Origin of the sequence: Paenibacillus antri (genome assembly GCF_005765165.1) — a bacterium.
Taxonomy (GTDB): Bacteria; Bacillota; Bacilli; order Paenibacillales; family YIM-B00363; genus Paenibacillus_AE; species Paenibacillus_AE antri.
Map to the genome: position 1 here is coordinate 37,033 of NZ_VCIW01000006.1, position 24,250 is coordinate 61,282.

The 24,250-nt window shown below is 48.2% G+C and carries 24 protein-coding genes; 19 read left to right on the forward strand and 5 right to left on the reverse strand.

From position 1 onward, the window contains the following. The first annotated feature begins 2 nt into the window (after nucleotides 1-2). On the forward strand, nucleotides 3-2,375 hold the full coding sequence (locus FE782_RS11410; protein ID WP_138194224.1) for a heavy metal translocating P-type ATPase: 2,373 nt from the start codon (nucleotides 3-5) through the stop codon (nucleotides 2,373-2,375). 61 nt (nucleotides 2,376-2,436) lie between these two features. On the opposite strand, the gene FE782_RS11415 is transcribed toward FE782_RS11410, so the two are convergent. Together FE782_RS11415 and FE782_RS11420 are read right to left on the reverse strand one after the other, a co-directional pair. Continuing rightward, complete coding sequence (locus FE782_RS11415) at nucleotides 2,437-2,634, reverse strand: hypothetical protein (protein ID WP_138194225.1); 198 nt, start codon at nucleotides 2,632-2,634, stop codon at nucleotides 2,437-2,439. Nucleotides 2,635-2,697: 63 nt separating this feature from the next. Beyond that, entirely contained in the window at nucleotides 2,698-3,138 is a 441-nt protein-coding gene (locus tag FE782_RS11420) for a hypothetical protein (RefSeq protein ID WP_138194226.1), read from the reverse strand. Nucleotides 3,139-3,434: 296 nt separating this feature from the next. Here FE782_RS11420 and FE782_RS11425 point away from each other — a divergent pair, with 296 nt between their 5' ends. The 3 genes from FE782_RS11425 to FE782_RS11435 all read left to right on the forward strand — a co-directional run bounded on the left by FE782_RS11425 (nucleotide 3,435) and on the right by FE782_RS11435 (nucleotide 5,902). Further along, nucleotides 3,435-4,529, forward strand: coding sequence for a copper amine oxidase N-terminal domain-containing protein (locus FE782_RS11425; RefSeq protein ID WP_138194227.1), 1,095 nt, complete (start codon nucleotides 3,435-3,437; stop codon nucleotides 4,527-4,529). 26 nt (nucleotides 4,530-4,555) lie between these two features. Further along, nucleotides 4,556-5,614 carry a copper amine oxidase N-terminal domain-containing protein gene (locus FE782_RS11430; RefSeq protein WP_158299348.1) on the forward strand — a complete coding sequence of 353 codons (1,059 nt, stop codon included), beginning with the start codon at nucleotides 4,556-4,558 and terminating at the stop codon, nucleotides 5,612-5,614. 75 nt (nucleotides 5,615-5,689) lie between these two features. Continuing rightward, the gene (locus FE782_RS11435; RefSeq protein ID WP_138194229.1) at nucleotides 5,690-5,902 is read left to right on the forward strand and encodes a hypothetical protein; all 213 of its coding nucleotides are present in this window, start codon (nucleotides 5,690-5,692) and stop codon (nucleotides 5,900-5,902) included. A 76-nt stretch (nucleotides 5,903-5,978) separates the two neighbouring features. Here the strand turns inward: FE782_RS11435 and FE782_RS11440 are convergent, their stop codons facing one another. Further along, nucleotides 5,979-6,266: a hypothetical protein gene (locus FE782_RS11440; RefSeq protein ID WP_138194230.1), complete on the reverse strand. Its 288-nt coding sequence runs from the start codon at nucleotides 6,264-6,266 to the stop codon at nucleotides 5,979-5,981. An 87-nt stretch (nucleotides 6,267-6,353) separates the two neighbouring features. Continuing rightward, a complete protein-coding gene (locus FE782_RS11445; RefSeq protein ID WP_138194231.1) occupies nucleotides 6,354-6,788 on the reverse strand; it encodes a hypothetical protein in 435 nt (144 codons plus the stop codon). A gap of 165 nt (nucleotides 6,789-6,953) precedes the next feature. Between FE782_RS11445 and FE782_RS11450 the strand changes: the two genes are divergently transcribed. Both FE782_RS11450 and FE782_RS11455 read left to right on the forward strand, forming a co-directional pair. Next, complete coding sequence (locus FE782_RS11450; RefSeq protein WP_138194232.1) at nucleotides 6,954-7,499, forward strand: NUDIX domain-containing protein; 546 nt, start codon at nucleotides 6,954-6,956, stop codon at nucleotides 7,497-7,499. A gap of 14 nt (nucleotides 7,500-7,513) precedes the next feature. Further along, nucleotides 7,514-7,945 (forward strand): VanZ family protein, encoded by a 432-nt coding sequence (locus tag FE782_RS11455; protein WP_158299349.1) that lies wholly within the window; start codon nucleotides 7,514-7,516, stop codon nucleotides 7,943-7,945. A 31-nt stretch (nucleotides 7,946-7,976) separates the two neighbouring features. Here the strand turns inward: FE782_RS11455 and FE782_RS11460 are convergent, their stop codons facing one another. Then, nucleotides 7,977-9,626, reverse strand: coding sequence for an S-layer homology domain-containing protein (locus FE782_RS11460; protein ID WP_238392455.1), 1,650 nt, complete (start codon nucleotides 9,624-9,626; stop codon nucleotides 7,977-7,979). A 203-nt stretch (nucleotides 9,627-9,829) separates the two neighbouring features. On the opposite strand from FE782_RS11460, the gene FE782_RS11465 reads away from it, so the two are divergent. The 13 genes from FE782_RS11465 (at nucleotide 9,830) to FE782_RS11525 (ending at nucleotide 24,134) form a co-directional block, all read left to right on the forward strand. After that, a complete protein-coding gene (locus FE782_RS11465; RefSeq protein WP_138194235.1) occupies nucleotides 9,830-10,483 on the forward strand; it encodes a hypothetical protein in 654 nt (217 codons plus the stop codon). An 18-nt stretch (nucleotides 10,484-10,501) separates the two neighbouring features. Continuing rightward, nucleotides 10,502-11,515, forward strand: a complete 1,014-nt coding sequence (gene galE / locus FE782_RS11470) for a UDP-glucose 4-epimerase GalE (RefSeq protein WP_138194236.1) — start codon at nucleotides 10,502-10,504, stop codon at nucleotides 11,513-11,515. Between the two features lie 620 nt (nucleotides 11,516-12,135). Beyond that, nucleotides 12,136-13,962, forward strand: coding sequence for a polysaccharide biosynthesis protein (locus FE782_RS11475; RefSeq protein WP_138194237.1), 1,827 nt, complete (start codon nucleotides 12,136-12,138; stop codon nucleotides 13,960-13,962). Between the two features lie 15 nt (nucleotides 13,963-13,977). After that, nucleotides 13,978-14,862: a UTP--glucose-1-phosphate uridylyltransferase GalU gene (galU, locus tag FE782_RS11480; RefSeq protein WP_138194238.1), complete on the forward strand. Its 885-nt coding sequence runs from the start codon at nucleotides 13,978-13,980 to the stop codon at nucleotides 14,860-14,862. A gap of 43 nt (nucleotides 14,863-14,905) precedes the next feature. After that, nucleotides 14,906-15,526, forward strand: coding sequence for a sugar transferase (locus FE782_RS11485; RefSeq protein ID WP_138194239.1), 621 nt, complete (start codon nucleotides 14,906-14,908; stop codon nucleotides 15,524-15,526). 6 nt (nucleotides 15,527-15,532) lie between these two features. Continuing rightward, entirely contained in the window at nucleotides 15,533-16,387 is an 855-nt protein-coding gene (locus tag FE782_RS11490) for an NAD-dependent epimerase/dehydratase family protein (protein WP_138194240.1), read from the forward strand. Between the two features lie 70 nt (nucleotides 16,388-16,457). Continuing rightward, the gene (locus FE782_RS11495) at nucleotides 16,458-17,213 is read left to right on the forward strand and encodes a glycosyltransferase family 2 protein (RefSeq protein WP_238392439.1); all 756 of its coding nucleotides are present in this window, start codon (nucleotides 16,458-16,460) and stop codon (nucleotides 17,211-17,213) included. A 48-nt stretch (nucleotides 17,214-17,261) separates the two neighbouring features. Beyond that, on the forward strand, nucleotides 17,262-18,041 hold the full coding sequence (locus FE782_RS11500) for a glycosyltransferase family 2 protein (protein ID WP_138194241.1): 780 nt from the start codon (nucleotides 17,262-17,264) through the stop codon (nucleotides 18,039-18,041). A 59-nt stretch (nucleotides 18,042-18,100) separates the two neighbouring features. Continuing rightward, nucleotides 18,101-19,309, forward strand: coding sequence for an O-antigen ligase family protein (locus FE782_RS11505; protein WP_138194242.1), 1,209 nt, complete (start codon nucleotides 18,101-18,103; stop codon nucleotides 19,307-19,309). 66 nt (nucleotides 19,310-19,375) lie between these two features. Then, nucleotides 19,376-20,446: a glycosyltransferase family A protein gene (locus FE782_RS11510; RefSeq protein WP_138194243.1), complete on the forward strand. Its 1,071-nt coding sequence runs from the start codon at nucleotides 19,376-19,378 to the stop codon at nucleotides 20,444-20,446. Continuing rightward, nucleotides 20,443-21,864 carry a lipopolysaccharide biosynthesis protein gene (locus tag FE782_RS11515; protein ID WP_138194244.1) on the forward strand — a complete coding sequence of 474 codons (1,422 nt, stop codon included), beginning with the start codon at nucleotides 20,443-20,445 and terminating at the stop codon, nucleotides 21,862-21,864. Before FE782_RS11510 ends, FE782_RS11515 begins: the two co-directional genes overlap by 4 nt. Nucleotides 21,865-22,024: 160 nt before the next feature. Beyond that, nucleotides 22,025-23,359 carry a UDP-glucose dehydrogenase family protein gene (locus tag FE782_RS11520; RefSeq protein ID WP_138194245.1) on the forward strand — a complete coding sequence of 445 codons (1,335 nt, stop codon included), beginning with the start codon at nucleotides 22,025-22,027 and terminating at the stop codon, nucleotides 23,357-23,359. A gap of 4 nt (nucleotides 23,360-23,363) precedes the next feature. Beyond that, nucleotides 23,364-24,134, forward strand: coding sequence for a tyrosine-protein phosphatase (locus tag FE782_RS11525; RefSeq protein ID WP_138194246.1), 771 nt, complete (start codon nucleotides 23,364-23,366; stop codon nucleotides 24,132-24,134). Nucleotides 24,135-24,250: the final 116 nt, after the last annotated feature.

The following is a 24,250-nucleotide window of genomic DNA, read 5'->3' on the forward strand; positions in this document are numbered from 1 at the left end:
CAATGAGTCGCGAAGATCGGATAGATCATTGCTGCAGCGCTCCGAGTAAGGAAGCAAGCAGCAAACCTAAATATAAAAGTTTGGATTTTACAATGGTTTCTCAATCCCAAGATGCGTCCGCGAAGCAGGCATCATCTTGTTGCTCGGATGAAACCGGGGAGGGCTCCTGCTGCGCTGTAGAGAAACAAGAGACGGAGTCTTGCTGTTCAGGCGACGCGGGAAGCAAGGCGGAGCATCCGCTGGCGTCTTCGTCCGGTATTCAGGGATCGACATTGAAGACCTACGAGATTGAAGGGATGGACTGCGGCTCTTGCGCGCTCACCATCGAGAATCATCTGAAGAAGCTGCCGGACGTAAAACGAGTCGAGGTCAACTTTTCGACGGGGAAGATGCGCATCGAACACGATAATTCGGTGGAGGATATCGTAAACGAAGTTGCGAAAGTCGGTTATAAGGCAGCGCCCGCCTCTAGGAAGCGGAAAACGGCGGCGGAAGCCGACACGCCGGGTTTATCCGGGAATTGGTTGGTCGCATGGTCTGGCGTCACGCTTCTCTTGGGTTTCGTCGGATCTCTAACCGGCGTATCCTCCGGCCTTACGACATTCCTGTATATTGTTTCAATGATCGCAGGCGGATATAAGCCGGTAAAGAGCGCTTATTATGCGCTGAAGAGCCGATCCTTGGATATGAACGTCTTGATGAGCGCCGCGGCGATCGGGGCGGCGCTGATTGGAGAATGGTTCGAGGGCGCTACGGTCGTATGGTTATTCGCAATCGGGAATGTATTGCAAAACCGATCGATCGATAAAACAAGGGACTCCATCCGAAAGTTGATGGATTTGACGCCGCCGGAGGCTTGGTTGGTCAAGCCGGAAGGGTTGGTTCGCGTCCCGGTGGAGGAAGTCGTCATCGGCCACGCGGTCGTCGTGAAGCCGGGCGAGAGAATTCCGTTGGATGGAGAAGTTCGGAAAGGAACTTCAACCGTAAACCAGGCGCCGATTACAGGGGAGTCCGTTCCTGTCGATAAGGAACCTGGCGACCCCGTGTATGCCGGTACGATCAACGAAGAGGGTTCCTTAGAAATCAGAGTGACGAAGCTGGTCGAGGATACGACGGTCGCGAAGATCATTCGGCTTGTCGAAGAGGCGCAAGAGAAGAAGGCGCCTACGGAGGCGTTCGTCGATCGGTTTGCGAGAATCTATACTCCCGTCGTCTTTATCGTCGCGCTGCTCGTCATCGTGTTTCCTCCATTGATCGGTTGGGGGACGTGGGCGGAATGGTTTTATCGGGGCTTGGAGCTTCTGGTCGTTGCCTGCCCATGCGCTCTCGTGATTTCTACGCCTGTAGCGATCGTGTCGGCGATCGGCAACGCCGCGAGGAACGGCGTATTGATCAAAGGCGGCGCCTTCTTGGAGATTGCAGGCAAGATCGATGCGATCGCGTTCGATAAAACAGGCACCTTAACGGAAGGGAAGCCGAAAGTGACCTTCGTCGAAGCGTACGGCGCGCCTGTGGAAACGGTTATGTCGATCGCTCGGACGCTGGAGGAAGAATCGAAGCACCCGATCGCGCAAGCGGTCGTAAAGTATGCAGCCGAGAAGAACGTTCCCCTTCGGGAAGGAGAAGGTTTTCGAGCCATCGTCGGGAAGGGCGTGCAAGCTACGATCGAAGGGAAGGAATATTTCGCCGGCAACCTGAAGTTGTTTCAAGACATGAATGTACAGATCCAGTCCATACAACAGAAAGCAGCTCAGCTGCAGACCGACGGCAATTCGATTGTGCTGGTCGGTACGCGCGATTCGCTGCTCGGTATGATCGCCGTTGCGGATACCATTCGCGACGTTGCGGTAAACGCGGTTACGAAGCTGAAAGGGGCGGGCGTCCGGGAGCTCATTATGCTTACCGGCGATAATGAAGGGACTGCAAAGAAAATTTCCGGGCAGGCCGGGGTTACCCGGTACTTCGCCGATTTGCTCCCGGAGCAAAAGGTGGATGCCGTAAAGCAAATGCAGCAGGAAGGCTATAAGATCGCAATGGTCGGCGACGGGATTAACGATGCTCCCGCGCTTGCAACGGCAGATCTTGGGATCGCGATGGGAGGGGCGGGCACCGATACCGCCATGGAAACCGCCGACATTGTCCTTATGGCCGATAATCTGGAGAAGCTTCCGCATACGATTCGTCTGAGTCGGCAGGCGATGACCATTATCAAGCAAAACATCGTGTTTTCGCTGTTCATTAAATTCATTGCGCTCGCATTGATCTTCCCGGGTTGGCTCACGCTGTGGCTTGCCGTACTAAGCGACACCGGGGCGGCAATCCTTGTGATCCTGAACAGCATGAGGCTGTTGGCGAAACTTCCTTCTCTTAAATGACAGAAAACCCCTGATTTCGTGAGAAATCAAGGGTTTTTTTCGTGTCCACGCTAGCCTGGTTTCATTCAGGCGAAGCTTCGTCTTCCTCGCGTACGTCGTATTTATTGACGTGAGCCGTAAAGGCCGCCACCGCTTCCAGATCTGGATTCTCGTTCATGGCTTCGGAACTTACAGTCGAAGCTACGGTTTTTACTTCGTCTTCCGTCTTGTCGAGAAAGTTCGCTTGATCGGCCTTCAGCGTTTCAAGTCGATTGCTCATTGATTTCCTTCCTCCTCTCCGAGTGCAAGTTATCCCGTTTAGCTTTCGCCGCGAGACGGGGGATTATCCTTGCTCGTTTCTCATCAGCCTTAAGTGCCACGGTAGAAAGACGACGAATACGAAAATAAATACAGGGATGGAGTACCATGTCCTCCATCCTTTGTTTTCCATATAGCCCGATGCAACTGCTCCCCATTCGCCAAGAAAAGCGACAACAACCCATATCCATCGATATAAGAGGGTCTTTTTTACGGCCAGAAAGTTGAGGTACACTAAACCGATCGCCGGCGGAACGATGGAAACGAAAATAAGGTCGATCAGATACGTCTTCGGGGATGGACCGATTTGAAAGGCTTTGAACACGTCTCCGACCAATACGTCTCCAACCCAAGTGCCGAATCCGATGATTCCGGCGCTATAATACATTTCTTTAGCCGTAAGGTGTTTCGGCATAACTAACAAGATCAGGAGTAGAACCCCCATACATGCATATGGATACCACATCGTCGGCCGGTTCCTTCCTTATTCGATTTAGCTTACTATTACTGCTTAATATGTCTTTACGTTGGATTTTTATTCTCTACAGCATTCATCGGCAGGCCTATTCTAATTTGATTTCCTCTGCTCAGGAGCAACTCTTCCGTCTGAGCAAAAGACATCAGGTTAGAAAGAACAGGCAATAACAAGAGGCATGAAGCTTGCATTTTGTAAGTTTTCTGTAAGGCCCGCGTGGTTAGATCGAATTATCGGATCGCCACGTAGGGAAGGGGAAAGGTATGCGCTTCGGAAAAGGATTCGCGATGAGTAACGTATTGCTTGCGGGGTCATTGTTCTTTGCCTCCGGGGCATCTGCCGCTGAGCTGTGGTCTACGGAGTTATGGTCGGAGGAGACGGAAGAATCGCCCGGAGGAGGCCCCGCGGGAGGAAGTCCTTCGGGATCGGGGCTCTGGTCCGACGATCTCTGGTCGGAGCCGCCCGCCGGGAGCTGGCCGCGCGAGCCTTCGCCGACGGCGCCCGACCCGAAGCCGGTGCCTGAACCGAAGCCGGCGCCGGCGCCTGAGCCTCAACGGCCTGCGGAGCCCGAAGAGAAGCCGGACCCTGCGGAACCGCCGCAACCGGCGCCATCGGACGTCTCGAATACGATTACGATGCAGATCGGTTCTTCGACGGCGATCGTCCGAGGCAAGGAGACGGCGCTGAGCGTCCCTCCGTTCACGATCAACGGACGCGCGATGATTCCGCTGCGCTTCATCGGCGAGGCGCTGCAAGCCGATGTCGCTTGGTCGGAGGCGGAGCAGAAGGTTACCCTCGAGCTGCAAGGGAAGAAGGCGCAGCTTTGGGTCAACCGGACGGAGGCGATCTTGGACGGCAAGACGGCCGCATTGGATTTTCCGCCGATGGTGCTGAACGGGACGACGTTAGTGCCGCTGCGGTTCGTGGGCGAATTTTTCGGTTATCGGGTGGAGTACGACGGCGCGACCGAGAAGATCACGATCGTCGACCCGACGAAGCCCGCGCCTGAGCCGGCGCCCGATCCGGAGCAGCCGAAGCCGAAGCCCGGAGATATCGGCTTCGATTATTTCGGTACATGGGAGCTTCGAGCGGAAGGACGCGATAAGGGGATCGCGATGGGGAAGCTGATCGTGAGCGAGGACGGCGTCTACGGGATCGCCAGCGCCGGGAACGGCGTCGTTACGGGGACGTGGCGATGGGCCGCGAAAGACGAAGTGATCGGTCAGGACCATGCGCTGATCTTGGAGGACGGCCCTACCGGCGTCGATTGGGTGTTGATCCCGAAGCCGGACGGTCTCGTCAGCGTCAGATATCACTATGGCTATACGGGCGAGTTGAAGATTTGGTTCGAATACTCGCTCGGCATCCGAGTCGACGAGTAATTTTCCAGAGAGGGAGAGGAAGCGGGATGATGAGGAAGGATCACTGGAGGAAGGTTTTCTTTGCGGTTCCTGCGCTCGCATTGGTTAGCTCCGCAACGGCCGGCGCAACGGAAGTATGGACGTCGCCGACGTATACCGAGCAGTGGTCGTCGCCGACGTATACGGAGCAATGGAGCGTGGAGCCGGAGGAGAAGGCGCCGACGCCTGCGCCTGCGAAAGAGGCCGCGCCTGCGCCCGCCGCCGCGCCGAAGTCGTCGGACGACTCGATCTACATTCGTCTCAAGCTCGACAGCAAGCAAGCCGTCATCCAGAACGAAAATGTAACGCTCGACGCCCCCCCGACCGCCGTCAATGGGCGAACGATGGTGCCGTTTCGTTTTCTAGGGGAAGCTCTTCGGGCTACCGTCGACTGGGATGCGGCGAAGGAGCAGATTACGCTGTCGCTGCGGGACAACACCGTCGTCCTGAAGATGAACCAGTCTTCCGCCTTGGTGAACGGCCGGACGGTACCGATGGATGCCCCGCCTGTCATCTCCGGGGGCCGGACGCTCGTCCCGCTGCGGTTCATCGCGGAAAATCTGGACCTGTCGGTCACGCATACGGCGTCGACGAATACGATCGAAATCGGGAATTCGCCGACAGGCGGCGGTAGCGCAGGGAATGAACCGTCTGCTCCTGCGGCCCATGTCCAAGAGCCCATCACCGACTTCGAGCAGCTGTACGGCACTTGGCATCTCTGGACGCCGGGCGGCGCGACGAACTTGTATTATACGGATACGGGTAACTATGCGACCCATATATACGATGCGGGCGCGGAGCAAGGCACCGTCACCATCAACGCCGACGGAACGTTCGCAATGCAGCATGCGCTCTGGGGCGATGCGGAAGGGGAATGGAGACTCTCGTTCCCGGCGGAAATCAACGGGGAGCGCATCCTCGCCATCGTGCTTCAACAAGGGTCGGGCGACTACGATTGGGCGGTCGCTCCGGGACAGAACGGGAAGATTCGCCTGCTCTCCAGCTGGGGCGCCTGGGCGGACGGCAGTTCGAGCTGGTTATTCGAATCGGAGCTGTATAAGAAATAATTCGTATACGCTCGTCATTCGCCTCATATAATGTACTCCGCACCGCGGAAATACATAGAGGAGGATGTGAATTGCGTGGGTAAGATTGCGCTCATCGTACTATTGTTAGGTCTCTGCAATCCTGGGGCCGCGATCGACGTGGAAGGGAACAAAATCACGATGGACCGAAACAACGGTTCTCCCGTCGTCGTCATCGAGGTGAAGGACGGGGAACCGGCCGTCATTACGCAGGAGGAGGCGGCGGAGGAAGCAACGGAGGATGACGAGGAGGAAGCGTCCGAATCGTAATCCCGTTCCCTAATACATCGAAAGAAGAAGCCCCAAGGATCGCTCGATCCGAGGGGCTTCCGTTCGATTCCGTATGTTATTGCGCTTTCGATGCCAACGCTCCTTGGATATGCTCGCCTTCCACCAACTGGTTCTCGATGTCCGGCGCGTGCTTCTCGAAGCACTTGCAATAGTAATCCTTCCGGCAGATCGTGCACGGAATGTTCAAGAGCCGGTTCACGCTGGACACCTTCCACTCCGGGTCCCGACGCATAAATACGCGAGCCTTCGAGCGGTCCGTGAACGTAACGATGAACTGGTACAGGCCGAGCTCCTCGTTATGATCCGACAGCGCGACGTTATCGATCACAAGCTTTGTTCTCAATACGGATAGCCCCTTTGCCTTAGAAAATATAGCCGTTACATAAGTTTACTCATTTTCACCCCATAAAGTCAAAAATGAATCCGAATGTCAGGAATCCGCGGCTTTCTCGTCGCTCGTCTGCGCCGCCGCCAGCACGGGGAAGCCGAGCACCTTCTTCAAGTCGTTCATCTCCCGTCGCAGCGCCCGGACTTGCTGGCGAAGCGAGGTCATCTCCTCCTCGAGCCGAAACAGCTGCGACTCCGAGCCCTTAGGCTCTCCTTCCGACAACGGGCGCGCTTCGAGCGATAACGCGGGGATCGTCGTCTTCCGCCGCTGCATCAGCCCTTGGAAATCGCCGACCTCATAGCGTTCGATGAATCGCTGAAGCGCATCGGCTCGAATCTTCCAACCGATCCTCCGATTTTCCGGCGGTTCCGCTTCGATATAGCCCTCGTTGAGCCATTTGCGAACCTCTTGTTTGTCTCGGGCGATACCGCGCTCCTTCAGCACTTGGAACGCGTCTCGCACGTTATACGTTAACATTATTACCCTCCTGTCAGTATGGAAAATGTTGATATGCATATTATAAAATAAGGCATATTAATCATCAACGAATCGATAGAATCAGATTGGAAACAATTTTTGTAACTCGGGCGTCTAATCGTTACAATAGGTACATTCATTCCATGAGCGGAAGGAAGCGTACCGATGACACGCGATGAGAACTGGACCGTGCTGGGCAGCCGCCGCACGCGTTATCGATTTTTCGAGATTGTACAGGAAGAAGTGAAGACGTTCCAAGGCCGCACCGTCGAGATGGAGTACGCCCGCATGCCCGAAGGCGTGTGCGTGCTGCCGCTGCTGGACGGCGGCCGTGCCGTCGCGTGCATCCGGCAGTACCGGCATGCGATCCGCTCCTGGCAGTGGGAGCTGCCGGCCGGCGGGGTGGATGCGGGCGTGGAGCCGCTCGAGATGGCGAAGAGGGAGCTCGAGGAGGAGACCGGCTACTCGGCGGCTGCGTGGACGTCGCTTGGGTCGTTCTACCCGTCCTTCGGCTCTACGGATCAGCTGATCCACCTGTTCGTCGCCGAAGGCTTGCGCTCGGGTCAGCAGCGGCTGGAAGCGGGGGAGGAGCTCGACGTAGTCGAGGTGCCGATGGAGACGTTCCGCGAGATGGTCGCGAGCGGCGAGCTGCGCCACGGCGCGGCGCTCGCTTGTGTCGCGCGATGGTGGGCGATGGGGTCGGGGAAATAAATTGGGGGGATGGCATGCGAGGATTTCTGTGTTTCGGTTGGGCATGCCTGCTCGTGGTATGTACATGTATCTGGGATTTGACGGAGCTTACGGACTCCTCGCGGTTGTCTCCGCCGGTTTGGGCGACGGCGCCCGATTGGACGGCTTTCTTCAACGGGTACTCGCTCTTCGGGGAGATGTTTCTTAGGAAGGTCGGACATTTCATCGGCTTCGGGGTGCTGCAGATATTGTTCTTTTATTATTGGAAAAGGTGGTCCGCTTCCGTCGGCGCAGCCGTCTCGTTGGCGCTGCTGACGGAGCTTGCGCAGCCGTTGTTTTCCCGCGGCGGCCGGGCGCTCGACGTCGTCGTGGACTGCGCCGGCACCGGAGCCGCGGTACTCGTCTTGCTGGCGGTACAAGCCGTGCGCGCGGGGATCGCTAATAGCAAAAAGAGGGCCCTTCCCTAAGTTCTAAGGAAGAGCCCTTTTTTGGATTGCCTTACGAGGAGAAGCCGACGCTCGTCAGCCATCGCTTCAGCATGACGGCGGCTTGGGCGCGGGTGGCCAGGCCGTCCGGCGCTAACGTCGTCTCCGTCATCCCTTCCACGATGCCGTTCTTCACGACGATCGCCATGTACGTCTTCTCCCAAGCGAGCAGATGCTTATCCGCGAAGCCCGAGAGAGCCGCTTCGATCTGACCCGGGGTGATCGTCATCTGCGGCGTCGTTCCCGTCGCGAAGGCGGTCGCCCGCACGAGCATCGCCGCCATCTCCGCGCGCGTTACGGTATCGTTCGGACGGAACGCGCCGTCCGGGTAACCTTCGATGAGCTCGGCTTCGGCCGCCGTGGCTACGACGTCCGCGAACCAATCGCTCGATGCCACATCGGTAAAGTCAGCCGCGCTCCGCTCCTTCGTTGGGAGGCCTAAAGCTCTCACCAGCAACGCAGCGAACTCCGCGCGCGTGATCGATCGCTCCGGCTCGAACGCCTGCGCCGAAACGCCCTCGACGATGAGCTTGCCCGCCATCTTCTCGATGTCCGCCTGCGCCCAATGGTCGACGATGTCCGCGAACGACTTCGAGCGCTCCATCACGACGTAGACGCTGTTGCTAGGTCGCTTGAGGACGGCGGCTTCGACGTCGCCGTTCTCTTCGTTGAACGCAAGCTGCATCGGCGCGAACGAGAACGTCCCGTTCGCCGGCTCGAACGTCGCGCCCGTAAGCAACGACGGATTGGCCGTCGCGTCTACCGGCAGCGTGCGGGATACATAGACGCCGCCGAAGTCGTCGATCGGTGCCGTTCGGTCGTCCTCGCCGATCGCCGTCAGTTCGAACGAGACGGCGTCGGATCGGAGCTCCGCTCCGATGCGGCTCGCGGCTTGCTTGACGGCTTCGAGCGCTTCACCCTTAAGCGGCGCGATTTCCGCTTTGATGACGAGAGCTTCGAGTTCGGTGTCCAACTGCTCCGCGAGTCGCCCCAGGTTCAGAACGGACAGAGGGAGTTCTAGGGTGATGCCGTCCTTTTCGAGAATGAGCGTCTTCTTCTTGTTCGATACTTCCGCTAGTACTGACGCGGGAAGCAGGGCGATATCGCTTGCGAATACGATTCTAACGACGTCCTGCTCGGCCAGCTTCTCCTTCAGCTCGTCCGCCGGGACCGTTCCGTCCGCCTGCGCTTGAATCGCGTCGTCGCTCGTCGGAGGCGTCGGGACGTACCCGCCGCCGCCGCCGCCGTAGACCGGTGGAGGCGTTACCGCCGCTGTGCTCTCGACGTCATACACGTCGCTGGTGACGGTGTCTTCCGCATCCATATACCAGCTCGCGAGCTTCAGGCGATCATAGACGTTGGCCGTCACCGTGTACGTAAAGTCATATCGGTCGTAGACGCTGTCGCCCACCGTATAGGTGCCGCTCCGCTTGTCCAGATAGACGCTGTCGATGACGGTCGAGTGCTCGTCCATGATGTCCAGATAGACGTTACCGGTCACCGTCTCGTCCGTGTAGACGCTGGCGGTCACCGTCCCGGTCGACTTGTTGTACGAAACTTTATAAATATACGATTGCGCGAACGCGAGCAGCGGCAATGCCATGGAAACCGCGAGCAGCAATGCCGTAGCGCCGGACAGCTTGGCCGTCCAATGGAACTTCATCCGTTTCAAGTGCAGGTTCCCTCCTTGATTTTCCCTTTATTACATCTCCTTTGCCGGATGGCCGGCGTCTCTATGTGTTCTGTTGAATCCCAGTGATCTTCCGCGGCATCCACCTCCTTCCATATAATTTTCGCTAGTGCAAAATGGTTTGTGGGGGTAGAGAGATTTATATATAATGAAGGCAAATGTGGAGGGGAATGTTCATGCCGAAATTAAAGAAAACTCTGTCTACGAAAATCATCAGTTTGTACCGTTCCGATAACGGCGTACTGCATTACCGCTTCCGCGATTCGGACATTCGACGGTTTCCCGTCCCGAGATGGGCCAGAAGAACGATCGCCACGGTGTTCCTCCTCGCCGTTGCGGGTATGATCGCATATAAACCTGCTATGAATTATATATCTTCTCTCGTGATGGAACAGGTGTCGGATAAGCTGCTAACGGCGGAGGAAGTGAATAATCTTCTTCAGGAGCCTGAGATTCAGCGAATCGTGGCGGAGCAGCTCAAGGAAGCCCCGGTCGTTCCGGTGGCGGCGGCGCCTAACGAGGAAGCCGATGCGGGGGCTGAAGCGGTGTCCGAGGTAACATCGCCTGCGGAGTCGGCACCTGACGCCAAGACGAGCGATGAAGGAAGCAAGGCGACCTTCGGTTCGAGGGAAGAGGCGACGAAATTTTTGCTTACCCGGTTTTCCATGTCGGAACTGAACGGCTTCGCCTCGATGGCCGGCGGCGGGTTAACGGCGGAGGAGAAACAGGAGATCAAGACGAAAGTACTCGAGAAGATTTCGCCGGAGGAATTCGAAGCCCTGAAGCGGCTGGCCGTCATCGAACTGGCGAAGAAGCAAACGCAGCCTTAAACAGAAGGAGACGGGATCATGGCGATACTTGTCACGGGAGGAGCCGGATATATCGGCGCCCATGTATGCGTAGAGTTGCTGGCGGCCGGCTACGAGGTCGTCGTGATCGACAATTATTCCAACAGCCGGGAAGAAGTATTAAGGCGGATCGAACGGATCGCCGGTAAGCCGCTCATCGCATATCGCGTCGATTTGTTGGATCGACCTGCCGTCGAGGCCGTGTTCGAGGAGCATTCGATCGAAGCGGTCATCCACCTGGCCGGGCTGAAGTCAGTGGGCGAATCGGTCGCCATGCCGATCGCTTACTATCATAACAACATTACCGGAACCTTGATTTTATGCGATGTGATGCGCGGGCGCGGCATCAAGCGATTCGTCTTCAGTTCCTCCGCGACCGTGTACGGCGTGCCGGAGCGGATTCCGATCACCGAGGATATGCCGCTCAGCGCGACGAATCCGTACGGGCAGACGAAGCTGATGCTGGAGCAGGTGCTGCGCGATATCCATGGGTCCGATCCGCAATGGAGCATCGCGCTGCTGCGGTATTTCAACCCGATCGGGGCGCACGAGAGCGGGACGATCGGCGAGGACCCGAAGGGCATTCCGAACAACTTGATGCCTTACATTACGCAAGTGGCCGTAGGGAGACGCGCGGAGCTGCAGGTGTACGGCGACGATTACGAAACCGTCGACGGCACCGGCGTGCGGGATTACATTCATGTCGTGGACTTGGCGCGCGGGCACCTTGCGGCGCTTCGCTATGTGATGGAGGCGTCCGGCGTCGAAGCGTTCAATCTCGGAACCGGCCGTGGGTACAGCGTCCTTGAGCTGGTTAGCGCCTTCGAGAAGGCTTCAGGGGTCCGGGTGCCGTATCGCATCGTCGATCGCAGGCCGGGAGACGTCGCCGCCTGTTACGCGGATTCGTCGAAGGCGGAAGAAGCCCTCGGTTGGCGCGCGGAAAAGGGGATCGACGACATGTGCCGCGATTCATGGCGTTGGCAAAGCCAAAATCCGAATGGCTACGAAGGGTAATCTAGCAGAAAGAACGGGGCGCATCAGCGCCCCGGTTTCATCCGATTCTTCTTCTCTTGAAACCCCACACTTTAATCCAGAGTCTGCCTTCATCATCGACGAATTTGCGTATCCCGATCAACTTTAATGGCGTCCATTTCTCCTCGAAATGATAGTAAGGCACTCCGTTCACCCTCCCAGAATGTTCTTCTTCAGCCGATTATAGCAAAGAAAAACAGAAAACGTTGTCAAAATATGTAGTTTGAATAAAAAATATTAACAAAAGTTTGAAAATCTAGACTTTTTTCGATTTGTAGGCATAACGAACTAATGAAATGCCGCTTTAACGACTGGAATAGGCAAAGAGAATGGTTATTAGGAACGCATTTATGGGAAAGACATGAATGGAAATGTCAATACCTAGTAGTCTGGACCTATCGTTTTTTTACGCGTTCCAAATGTCTTCCCTCCAATAGTCTCCTAATCCTAATATTTGTATACAGATCGTGTGTCGATTGGTAGAATAAAATGATAATTGATGTAAGATTTGCGTTGATGTAAAATAATTACTGATTTTTAAAATTATAGGTTTTAACCTTTGGATAGTTAGAAAGTTTCGATGTTTCTTGGGGGAGTAGAAGTTGACGTACCGCAAGAGAATTGCCTATCTCATTCTAATTGATTCGATCATCGTGCTTGCATCCATTTTCATCTGTAACTTTATCTTAATGCCGGCGAAAAATCCTTTCTATGCCGCCATCCTGTTAAGTTCAGCGGCGCTGCTTGTCAGTCACCACGCATTAGCCTATTTTTTTAGACTCTATCAACAAGTATGGAAGTACGCGAGTGTCGGGGAATTAGTCTCCATCGTCAGAGCGGTTTCCTTGTCCATTGGATTTACGGCGGTCGTTCAACTCGTCGCCATCCATGATGTTCTGTTCCCGACGTTAACGGTCACCTGGATGATGCATATTCTCCTCATCGGCGGCACGCGCTTCGCCTGGAGGTTATACCGGGATTCCTACCACGGGAAGCCGAAGGGGAACGCTTCGGAGAAGAAACGCACGCTGATCGTCGGCGCCGGCGCGGCAGGCATGATGGTCGCGAAGCAGCTTCGACTCAACCCCGAGCAGGAATTGTGGCCGGTCGGCTTCATCGACGACGATCCGGCGAAACACCACCTCGAAGTGCTGGGACTCCCGGTTCTCGGCGGAAGGGGAACGATTGAGGAAGCGGTGAAAGTCCACGACGTGTGTAACATCATCATCGCGATTCCTAAGTTGAACAAGCGGGAATTGAATGGCATCGTAGCGGAATGCAGCAAGACGCAGGCGAAGACGCAGATCGTCCCGATGATCGAAGACTTCCTGAACGGCAAGGTGTCTTTAAGCGCGGTACGCGACGTTCAAGTAGAGGATTTATTAGGAAGAGACCCGGTGGAGCTCGACGTAGCTTCCATATCGGAATACATAACGGGCAGCGTCGTTCTAGTGACAGGGGCCGGCGGTTCGATCGGTTCGGAAATCTGCCGGCAAATTTCCCGGTTCGCACCTCGGAGCGTGGTACTCTTAGGGCACGGGGAGAACAGCATCTATTCCATCCACATGGAGCTCAATGGCGATAATCCGAATCAGATTCAGTACATCACGGAAATCGCCGACATTCAAGACCGGAACAAGATGGTTCAAGTCCTTGAGCTCCACCGTCCGAAGGTCGTCTTTCACGCGGCTGCGCATAAGCATGTTCCCCTCATGGAGCATAATCCGGAGGAAGCGGTCAAGAACAACGTCATCGGCACGAAGAACGTGGCCGAAGCCGCCGACGCTTGCGGGGTCGAGACGTTCGTCATGATTTCCTCCGACAAGGCCGTCAACCCGACGAACGTCATGGGAGCGACGAAGCGGGTGGCGGAGATGGTCATTCAGGATCTAAGCCGGAGAAGCCGAACACGATTCGTCGCGGTCCGGTTCGGCAACGTCCTCGGCAGCCGAGGCAGCGTCATTCCGCTCTTCAAGCAGCAGATCGAGAAAGGCGGGCCGGTGACCGTTACCCACCCGGAGATGACGCGCTACTTCATGACGATCCCGGAAGCATCGCGACTGGTGCTCCAAGCGGGGGCGCTCGCTCGAGGCGGCGAAATTTTTGTGCTGGACATGGGCGAACCGGTGAAGATCGTGGACCTCGCTCGGAATCTCATTCGCTTATCCGGATTTACGGAGGAGCAGATCGGCATTCGGTTTACCGGGATCCGGCCGGGAGAGAAGTTGTTCGAAGAGCTGCTCAACGATAACGAAGTCCAGGAACGGCAGGTGTATCCCAAGATCTATATCGGGAAAACCGCAGCCTTATATATGGAAGAAATTCATGAGCTTATCAACCATCCGAACATGGATCGCGAGCAACTGCGCGAAAAATTGCTTGATCTAGCGAATAACCGCGTAGTTAAGAAGATGGCTATGGTCCGTTAAGGGAGAGAAAAAGAAATGAAAGTACGTAAAGCGATTATTCCAGCGGCAGGACTGGGAACCAGATTTCTACCGGCGACGAAGGCGATGCCGAAAGAGATGCTGCCGATCGTCGACAAGCCGACCATCCAATATATCGTCGAAGAAGCCGTCGAATCCGGGATCGAGGACATCATCATCGTCACCGGCAAGGGGAAGCGAGCGATCGAGGATCATTTCGACAACTCCTTCGAGCTGGAACAGAACTTGTTGGAAAAAGGGAAAATCGACCTTCTCAACGAGGTTCAGAAATCCTCGAAAATGGTCGATATACATTATATACGACAAAAGGAAGCGAGAGGCCTCGGCCATGCGGTATGGTGCGCTCGAAAGTTCGTCGGGGACGAGCCGTTCGCCGTCCTGCTGGGCGATGATATCGTGAAGGCCGAGAAGCCGTGCCTCAAGCAAATGATCGAGCAATACGAACGATACCGGGCGTCCGTCATCGGGGTGCAGCGCGTCCCGACCGACGAGGTTTCCAGATACGGCATTGTGGACGGAAAGGAACTCCACGACCGTCTGTTTAGTGTCACCAACTTAGTAGAGAAGCCGAAGAAGGAACATGCCCCATCCGATCTCGCGATCATGGGGCGTTACATTTTAACACCGAAAATTTTTGAAATTCTTGACAATCAATCGCCTGGCGCCGGCGGGGAGATCCAGTTGACGGATGCGATTGCCGCGCTGAATCAGAGAGAAGCGGTGTACGCCTATGACTTCGAAGGCGTTCGATACGATGTAGGCGAGAAGCTTGGGTTTATTAAGACGACGCTAGAATTTGCGCTGCAGCGTGAGAAACTTAAAGGAGATTTGTTGGTTTACCTTAGGGAATTAATGAAAGGTGAAATGACGGGGATTTTGTAAGTTTCCTTCGGCTGCAGTTATCAGGAGAAGGGGAGTAAAGATTATGTATTTGAAGGTAAAAAGATTAATAGATATCGTTCTTTCTTTTATTGGACTCATTGTCTTATCGCCGGTCTTTCTTTTTATCATCATTGCTATCAAACTTGAGTCCAGAGGCCCAGTGTTATTTAAGCAAAAACGGGTAGGGATACATAAAACTCATTTCAATATATTGAAGTTTCGTACTATGAGGGTCGATACACCTAAGGACACGCCGACGCATCTGTTAAAGAATCCGGAACAATATATTACAAAAGTAGGGAGAATATTAAGGAAGACCTCATTAGACGAGCTTCCACAAATTTGGAACATTTTCGTTGGTCAGATGAGCATTATTGGTCCGAGACCAGCTTTGTGGAATCAATATGACTTGATTGCAGAACGCGATAAATATTGTGCAAATAATGTTCTGCCAGGTCTAACAGGTTGGGCGCAAATAAATGGGCGTGATGAGCTTCCCAATGAACTAAAGGCTAGGTTTGACGGGGAGTATGTTGCGAAAATTGGTGTTCTTTTTGATCTCAAGTGTTTTGTGTTCACAATTGTTAAAGTAATTAAAGGCGAGGGAGTTCATGAAGGTGGACTAGGAGTCAAGAAAAAATTAGGCTTTAGTCAAAAGGACTGATTGTTAATGAAGAAGATACTTGTCACAGGATCAAATAGTTACATAGGTCGTAGTTTTGAAAAGTGGATTAATGAAAACACCGGAGAACTTTCGATTAATTTCATTAGTCTTCGGGAAGGGACTTGGAAAAGTAAAGATTTCTCCGAATATGATGTTGTTCTTCATTTAGCTGGTATTGCGCATGCGTCGTCAAGTGAACGGCTTAAAGATTTATACTACAGGGTAAATCGTGACCTAACCATTGACGTTGCGAAAAAAGCAAAGGCTGAAGGTGTAAAGCAGTTTATTTTCATGAGTAGTATTATTGTTTATGGAAACTCAATAACAGGTTTGGATATAGATAGAGACACGGTTCCTAAACCTCTTGATTTTTACGGAGACAGCAAGCTTCAAGCTGAATACGGAATTCTGCCGCTGGAAGATAATGATTTTAAGATAGTTGTCTTAAGGCCACCAATGGTGTATGGTAAAGGCTCCAATGGAAATTATCTAAGATTATCCAAATTAGCGAGAATTATCCCTTTTTTTCCGCAATTTGAGAACAAACGTAGTATTCTCCACATCGATAATCTTTGTGAGATTATCAGATTAATTATTGCAAATGAAGAAAGAGGTTTCTTTTATCCGCAAAATAGCGTGAGTGTGCGTACATGCGATATTGTCCTTTCAATAGCTAAGACACATAAAAGAGAAATACTGTTGACTAGGTTATTTAACCCTTTAATTAGGGTGTTAATAAGAAAAATCAGTATTTTCAATAAAGTATTTGGTGACTTGGTGTACGATCCGGGAATGAGTCACTACAAAGAAAACTATCAACTCAGAGATTTTTATGAATCCATTTATTTGACCGAAAAGTAGTAAGTTAGGTTTTCTCTTAATATTGGTATTTACATAATAATATTCTGATTTTTGGAAGGATTGAATAACCGTGGAACAACAACTTGGTTTAGTTTCAATTATTATGCCCGCGTACAATTGTGAGGCATATATTGGTGATGCACTCAGATCTATTCTTGCTCAAACCTATTTGAAATGGGAAGTAATAATTGTAGATGATTGTTCCCAAGATTCCACAAGTGATGTAGTAAGAAGATATGCTGAAGTAGATAATAGAATAAAGTACTATAGACTCCATGAAAACTCAGGTGCAGCAAAAGCACGTAACAAGGGAATTGAGATGGCTGTAGGACAATACATAGCATTTCTCGATAGTGATGATGTATGGTCAACTTACAAACTAGAAAAACAAATTAACTTCATGAGAGAGAATCAATATACATTTACGTGTACAAGCTACGATAAGATTGACGAGAATGGTGTTAAACTCAACCGGGAAATTATCGCGAAAGTAAGTAGTGATTACGATGGTCTTTTAAAGACGTGTCCTGGAAATTCAACAGTCATTTACGATGCTGTTAAAATTGGAAAGTTTTTTATTCCAAATATCAGAAAAAGGAACGATTATGTTATGTGGTTAAGTGTGATTAAGCGGGCAAATATGTTGTACGGCCTGCAAGAAACGTTGGCAAGTCACAGGGTTAGATCCGGTTCTATTTCTAGTAAAAAAATAGATTTAGTTTCATATCACTGGAAGGTATACAGGGAAATAGAGAAACTCTCTTTTTTCAAGTCCTGTTTTCTTGTTTTTTACTGGGTTATTTTTACCGTTCTTAAATTGAGATAACATTTGATATGGTACTATTATCTAAAAAAAGTGGGGGTATAACAAAATATGAAGGTGTCAATCGTTGTCCCTACCCTCGGTAACAGGTTAGATGAGATCCGAAGGCTTATCAATTCATTGACAATGCAGCAATATAAGAATTTTGAGGTAGTAGTTATCTCACAAGAAAATCACGAGATTGTCAGTGAAATTTTAAAAGCATTCAGGGAGTTAAGAATAGTTCATCTTCGATTGGATAAGAGAGGTTTATCTTACGCAAGAAACCATGGAATTGCTCAAGCAAACGGAGAGATAATTCTTCTATCAGATGATGATTGTTGGTACCATAGTAAATCACTCGAGATTATCGTAACTGAGTTTTTAAAAAACGTTGAATTGGATATCTTGTTGACAAAAATCCATGACTTCGACCAAGATATTCCTTACAAAAAATATAGTTACAAAAAAACAAAAATTAAAAGTAAATATTCTTTGTTGTCAAAATCGTCAATAGAAATTGCTTATAAGAAAGGGTATGATGCTTTTTTATTTGACGAAAAGTTTGGCCTCGGGGCTACATTCTCGTGTTGCGAAGAGATTGATTTTTTAATTACAAATTTCGATAATAATAAAACTTTTTTTTATGTACCTGAGGTGACCGTATTCCACCCGAAAAAAAGGATTGAAAACAGACAAGAAAGAGTGATTGCTAAAGGTGCAATTTATGCAAAACACTTTAACTGGTTCATCGGATTCCTAGTTGTGGCTAGAGATTTATTATTAAAAAGGGAGAATAATTTAAAAGCTTTTATGAAGGGATACTCTTTATATAAGAGGAGCACCAACTAATCGAAAATGCCCCCGACAACTGCATTCTCCCCAACCTTAAATGAAGAAGAGTTGAAATTATGGAGTTAAATCAAAAGAAAATAATTTCTTCAAATTTTTTTTTACTGATGTTAATGATATCGCTATATTTTGGTGTTTTCAATTTTTATGTGGGGTTTTCTCTGAAGCCATACATGATAATTACTGCTGTTAATTTATTGCTATTTTTTAGGTATATAAAATTTAGCAATCCCCTTCAGTATGAGTTGTTTATGGTATTTTTCATAATCTATTATTCTTCAACAGCGCTTCAGTTCAACTACCCAGAAGCTCACCTAAGATTTATCTTTGCACTTATAATAATTTTGTGCTTCTATTTTATAACTAGAGGGTTACTTGAGTGGTGTGATATAGAATCCCTAAAGAAAATATTGTCGGTCTCTGGGTTGGTGGGATGTCTAGCTTCCCTAACGTATTATTCTATAGGTGTTTTGTCAGTAGGAGGTTCATTTATCGGCAATAGTATCGTTTACGGATTAAGAATAGATAGGTCCCTGCCAAGATTGATTGGTACTACATCAAATGACCCCAATATCTTTGTTTACTTTATAACACTCTATTTTTTCTATACACTCTTTAATCTTAAATCAAAGCTAAATATATTAGGGTTCATTTTAAGTTCGCTCTGTATCCTTTTAAGCTTTTCAAGAGGGGCATATTTGGCTATATTATTTGGTTTGGTGGTTTCTCTTTTTATTAGTGGAAATCTTAAGAGAAAGGTAAAAGTATTATTTCTCGTCTCGGGTTTTACAGCGATAGTCTTAGGTGCCGGGAATTATTTTAGCGATGGACTTAATATTAATCCTGTTGAGATAATACAACAAAGGTTTAATTCAATTCAGGATGATGGCGGAAGCGGAAGGTTATACTTATGGGAAAACGCTTTGAAGACCTTTTGGGACAACCCACTTTTTGGAATAGGCATAAATGGAACGATCGAGTACAGTACAGAACATTATTCCCATGAAGGGTATGTCCATAACACTTTCCTTGAGGTGTTGTCGGAATCTGGAATAATTGGATTTTTGTTATACTTAACTTTCTGGGTCTCCATACTACATTGTTGCGTAAGACTTCTAAGGATTAATTCAAATTCTAAGTTTTTAATAGTTACATTTATTGCGATGTTTATACAGTTAAACTCTTTGTCCATCCTTTACAACGAATCTTTTTATATTGCGTTACTGGTTTTATTTAAGTATTACAAGACGTACCTTAAACATCGTTAATGATGTGGCTCTTTAGAAAAGGTACTGGAGAGAAAGATTCTATTTAAACATAGGGGGAAACTATAGGTGTTATTAAGTGTTATAGTGCCTATGTACAATGTCGAGAAATACGTGGGAAAAACTCTAACATCGTTAATCTACCAAAATGGATACAATCTTGAAGTAATCATAATAGATGATGGCTCGTCTGATAATTCATACAACATAGCCTCTCAAATAATGTTCAATAGTAAAATCGATTATAAGATTATAAAAGTTAGGAATGGAGGTGTAAGTGTTGCTAGAAACAAAGGCTTGGAAGAGGCGAAGGGAAAGTACGTTGTTTTTTTAGATGGTGATGATTTTGTTTCAGAAAATTTTCTTGAGGGTATTAATAGTATAACAAAAGAATATGGCGAGATTGATGTTGTTTCTTGGGGATATAATACCGTTTCAACTGATGGAGAGGTATTTCAGTACTACTTCGATAAGTACAATAATCCACCTGTTAAAATAATGACCGGGCCAGAAGCTTTGAAGAATATACTTATTGAAAAAAGGCTATGGGTTTGTACTGGAAATATTGCAATTAGACGAACGTACTTATTAATGAGTGGTCTACGTTACACTGAAGGCTGCAGTAATGGAGAAGATCAAGAGTTCACTTTCAAAGTATTATCTCAAGCGAAAGGTGTGTTTTTTACTAAAAGAATTCTTACAAACTATGTAAGAAGGCCGGGTTCAGCATCAAACAGTTTTAATATTAACCGGTTTGATGCAATTAATGCAATTGAAAGAACCGCTTTACATATGGAAACAGTATCCCTGAACGAAATTGCTAACTACTTATCCAACGATCATATCATTATAAATTTTCTTAACAATTATACTGCTAGTTTAAAGGGATTATCTAATTTAGATCCCCAAAAAGGTAAAAAGATGATTATTCAAGCCGAGTTAGAAATGTCGTATCCTGGACTATTGCTTGAAATCCGTAAAAAAATGGAGCAATATAGCGGTGGGAATAAAAAATTAAAATTATTAATTTTATGTTATTTAGTTTCACCACTTCTTTTACACACAGTATTAAGTGTTTTGGACGCCGTCACAAGGAGCGGAAGGAGATTATTAAAACCTAGAGAAGGTTTATCTAAATGAAAGTTAAATCCAAGGTTTTCATCAAAAATTTATCCTATTCTTTTAGCGCAAATCTGATTTCATTACTTATATCCACAATATTAATTCTAGTCGTGCCCTCTTATATTGGTTTATTGGATTATGGCTATTGGCAATTGTATATGTTTTATACATCATTTATTGCATACTTATCCTTTGGCTTGACAGACGGTGCTTATTTGAGGTACGGAGGATATGAGTATCATAAGCTTCATAAACCGGTGTTTGTTTCCCAGTACTGGTTTTTGGTGGCTCTTGATGTTGTTGCACTGTTTTTAATAATGCTTTTTATTAGCTACTCTGCATTGGATATTTCAAAAAAGAATGTAATTTTCCTTGCATGCCTTAATGGTGTAATAATAGTTCCACGTTCATTATTGATTTTTACGTTGCAGACAACAAATAAGGTAAAAGAATCTTCAATAATTATTATCATTGAGAAAGTGGTTTATTTCGCGATGATAATAATCATTCTTGCTTCAGGAAACAAAAGGTTTGAGTTATTAATATATTCGGATCTCGTTGGTAAAATTTCCTCACTATTGTTTTCATACGTTGTTTGTAAGGATTTGGTGTTCGGAAGGTATGAATCCTTTAAAAATAGTGTAAAGGAAATTGCAGTCAACATTTCCGCGGGAAGTAAATTGATGATTGCTAATCTAGCAAGCATGTTAATTATAGGGATAGTACGTTTATACATAGAAAGAAGCTGGAGCATTGAAACCTTTGGAAAAATCTCGTTTACCTTAAGTATATCTAGCATGGCGCTTTTGTTCATCAATTCAATCGGATTGGTTCTATTTCCAACGTTGCGTCGGTTAGCGTATGATTCATTACCTACTCTTTATGGGAAAATAAGACCATTAATAGGGATACCATTAACAGCATTCTTAACTTTATATTTCCCACTGAAGGGTATATTGTATCAATGGTTGCCAGAATATAGGGAAAGTTTAGTATTCATGGCCATACTTTTTCCGATGTTCATCTACGAGAGCAAAATGAATATGCTCATAGCTACATTTCTTAAAGCACTTCGGAAAGAAAAACATATACTGATTATAAACTTGATTGTTGTTGTAGCTTCACTAATTATTACATTAGCTAACGCTTTAATAATTAAGAACCTTTATTTTTCTATATTCTCTATTGTAGCGTTATTGGCAATCAGATGCGTCCTTGCTGAAGAGTTATTATGCAGGCTATTAAAATTAAAATTTAATAGAGACACTATTTTTGAGTTAGTGATTTCAGTATTTTTTATAATAATTGCTTTGAAACTAAGTAATTTTATTGGATTTCTAGTTTATACTGGAATGATTTCATTATACTTTTTCCTTAAAAAGGATGATCTTTTACTACTATGGTCTTCAAGTTTGAATAAGAGAATTACAAATTAGTGGTTATAATTTTGACTATTTTTGTATTTTTGTAAGATTATTGTACATTCGCAGTACAACAAGCGGTTGGAATTTCTCTTAGTTAAGCACTGAAATATAATTGATATTTTTTGTAGGGGCAAAATTAAGTATATCATTTAAAGATAAGGAAAATGCTGCGATGAATATCTCTGTTGCAGGTACTGGCTATGTTGGATTAGTTGCAGGTGTTTGCTTTGCCGAAATGGGACATTGCGTAACCTGTGTAGATGTCGATGAGAATAAAATTAATCTTTTAAAGTCAGGTGTATCGCCTATTTTCGAGAAAGATCTAGAATTGTTAATGAAAAAAAATTACTTATGTGGAAGAGTCGACTATACAACTGATTTCCAATCAGCCTACAGGAATGCAGATGCAATCTTTATAGGTGTCGGTACTCCAGAGCATCCCGACGGTTCTGCGAACCTCTCGTACATCGCAACAGTCGCTAGGCAAATTGCGGAGTCAATTGAGAAAGATTGCCTCGTTGTAGTGAAATCGACTGTTCCTGTGGGAACGAATGATAAGGTGGAGCAGTTCATTCATGATTTTTTGGTCCATGACGTCAGGGTTGAGGTGGCGTCAAACCCGGAGTTTCTAGCCCAAGGCTCGGCTGTCAATGATACATTACACGCAGCACGTATCGTTATTGGGACGGAAAGCAAGTGGGCAGAGGAGATTCTTAGAAAAATATATGAACCATTCAACTTGCCGATCGTCTCTGTAAGTAGAAGGTCTGCGGAGATGATAAAATATGCTTCGAATGATTTTCTTGCCCTTAAGATCTCCTACATGAATGATATTGCTAATTTATGTGAGCTTGTTGGGGCGGATATTCAAGACGTAGCCAAAGGAATGAGCTTCGATGATCGCATCGGCAGCAAGTTTTTGAATGCGGGCATCGGTTTTGGTGGCTCTTGTTTTCCAAAAGACACGAAGGCATTGGAATATTTGGCGAAGCAACATGGTTATGAGCTAAGGACGGTAAAATCAGCGATCGATGTGAATAAGGATCAAAAAACAGTTTTATTTAGGAAGGCTAGCAAGCGCCTTATTACGTTTCACGGTCTTAAGGTAGCTGTACTCGGCTTAACTTTTAAACCGGGCACAGATGATTTACGCGAAGCGGCCTCGTTGGAAAATGTACCTTTATTATTGGAGCAAGGTGCGGAAATTTTCGCTTTTGATCCAGTTGGGTCAAACAACTTTGCTAAGGTTCACCCACAAGGCGCAAATGGAAAAGGAAGTATCACATACGTCGGAAACATTGAGGCGGCATTGGATGGAGCAAATGTATGCTTCATCTTTACCGAGTGGGGGGAGATTAAGGCAGTTTCCCCAAAACTATATAAGAAACTTATGAGGACTCCATTGGTGTACGATGGAAGGAATATATACAATCTTAAAGATATGAAACTCGCTGGTGTAGAGTATTATTCCATTGGCAGACCTGGGAGTACCATAAAGTGGAGGTGATTGCATGATTGACATACACTCCCATATTCTCCCCGGCGCCGACGACGGATCACCTTCCTTAGAGGGTTCATTGGAGATGGCGCGGGCTGCAGTATCAGATGGGATTCAGATAATTGCTGCTACGCCTCACCATAAAGACGGATATTTTGTGAATGAGAAAATTGCTATTCTTAAGGCCGTGGAACAATTAAATGATGCTCTTCGACAAGCGGATATCCCATTAATGGTGGTTCCAGGCCAAGAAGTTCGTCACTATGAGTCCTTAATTGAAGATTTGTATGATGGGTCACGATTGCTTACGATCAATAACTCAAAGTATTTGCTGCTGGAGTTTCCTTCAGGGGATGTACCGTCAAACATTCAGGATACGCTTCATGAACTTGGGATCCTAGGGATCACTCCAATTATTGCCCACCCGGAACGAAATCGTGCTATAGCATCGAAGCCGGATTTGATGGAAGAACTGATCGAGTGGGGGGCACTAGCCCAAGTGACCTCCCAATCTCTTGTAGGTCGCTTCGGTCCGAAGGTCCAGAGAACGGCTGAAGAACTCTGCCGAAGAAATTTAGTTCATCTGATCGCTACAGATGCGCATAACATCACGACACGACCTTTTCTAATGAGGGAAGCAATGGAATGGGTTATGAGAGAACAAGGGGATACATATCGCCAGTACTACGAGACTAACGCTAAACATGTATTGTCGGATCTTCCGATTAGGAGAATGGGAACCGTGAGAACAAAGAAAAAATCCCTATTCTTTTGGCGCAAGTAAATCTTTAAACCTATTAATATCATTGATAAAAGAAGCATTTCTGTGGTAGACTAGCCCTAACTGCCTTACTAAATTTGGTATAATTGTTCGTCGCTTATAAAGTACATACGAGGTGA

Bases quoted from the DNA above. Each gene is read 5' to 3' on its own strand.
- FE782_RS11410 (WP_138194224.1), top strand. From the start codon at position 3: ATGAGTCGCGAAGATCGGATAGATCATTGCTGCAGCGCTCCGAGTAAG.
- FE782_RS11415 (WP_138194225.1), bottom strand. From the start codon at position 2,634: ATGAGCAATCGACTTGAAACGCTGAAGGCCGATCAAGCGAACTTTCTC.
- FE782_RS11420 (WP_138194226.1), bottom strand. From the start codon at position 3,138: ATGTGGTATCCATATGCATGTATGGGGGTTCTACTCCTGATCTTGTTA.
- FE782_RS11425 (WP_138194227.1), top strand. From the start codon at position 3,435: ATGAGTAACGTATTGCTTGCGGGGTCATTGTTCTTTGCCTCCGGGGCA.
- FE782_RS11430 (WP_158299348.1), top strand. From the start codon at position 4,556: ATGATGAGGAAGGATCACTGGAGGAAGGTTTTCTTTGCGGTTCCTGCG.
- FE782_RS11445 (WP_138194231.1), bottom strand. From the start codon at position 6,788: ATGTTAACGTATAACGTGCGAGACGCGTTCCAAGTGCTGAAGGAGCGC.
- FE782_RS11450 (WP_138194232.1), top strand. From the start codon at position 6,954: ATGACACGCGATGAGAACTGGACCGTGCTGGGCAGCCGCCGCACGCGT.
- FE782_RS11455 (WP_158299349.1), top strand. From the start codon at position 7,514: ATGCGAGGATTTCTGTGTTTCGGTTGGGCATGCCTGCTCGTGGTATGT.
- FE782_RS11460 (WP_238392455.1), bottom strand. From the start codon at position 9,626: ATGAAGTTCCATTGGACGGCCAAGCTGTCCGGCGCTACGGCATTGCTG.
- FE782_RS11465 (WP_138194235.1), top strand. From the start codon at position 9,830: ATGCCGAAATTAAAGAAAACTCTGTCTACGAAAATCATCAGTTTGTAC.
- galE (WP_138194236.1), top strand. From the start codon at position 10,502: ATGGCGATACTTGTCACGGGAGGAGCCGGATATATCGGCGCCCATGTA.
- galU (WP_138194238.1), top strand. From the start codon at position 13,978: ATGAAAGTACGTAAAGCGATTATTCCAGCGGCAGGACTGGGAACCAGA.
- FE782_RS11485 (WP_138194239.1), top strand. From the start codon at position 14,906: ATGTATTTGAAGGTAAAAAGATTAATAGATATCGTTCTTTCTTTTATT.
- FE782_RS11490 (WP_138194240.1), top strand. From the start codon at position 15,533: ATGAAGAAGATACTTGTCACAGGATCAAATAGTTACATAGGTCGTAGT.
- FE782_RS11500 (WP_138194241.1), top strand. From the start codon at position 17,262: ATGAAGGTGTCAATCGTTGTCCCTACCCTCGGTAACAGGTTAGATGAG.
- FE782_RS11505 (WP_138194242.1), top strand. From the start codon at position 18,101: ATGGAGTTAAATCAAAAGAAAATAATTTCTTCAAATTTTTTTTTACTG.
- FE782_RS11515 (WP_138194244.1), top strand. From the start codon at position 20,443: ATGAAAGTTAAATCCAAGGTTTTCATCAAAAATTTATCCTATTCTTTT.
- FE782_RS11520 (WP_138194245.1), top strand. From the start codon at position 22,025: ATGAATATCTCTGTTGCAGGTACTGGCTATGTTGGATTAGTTGCAGGT.
- FE782_RS11525 (WP_138194246.1), top strand. From the start codon at position 23,364: ATGATTGACATACACTCCCATATTCTCCCCGGCGCCGACGACGGATCA.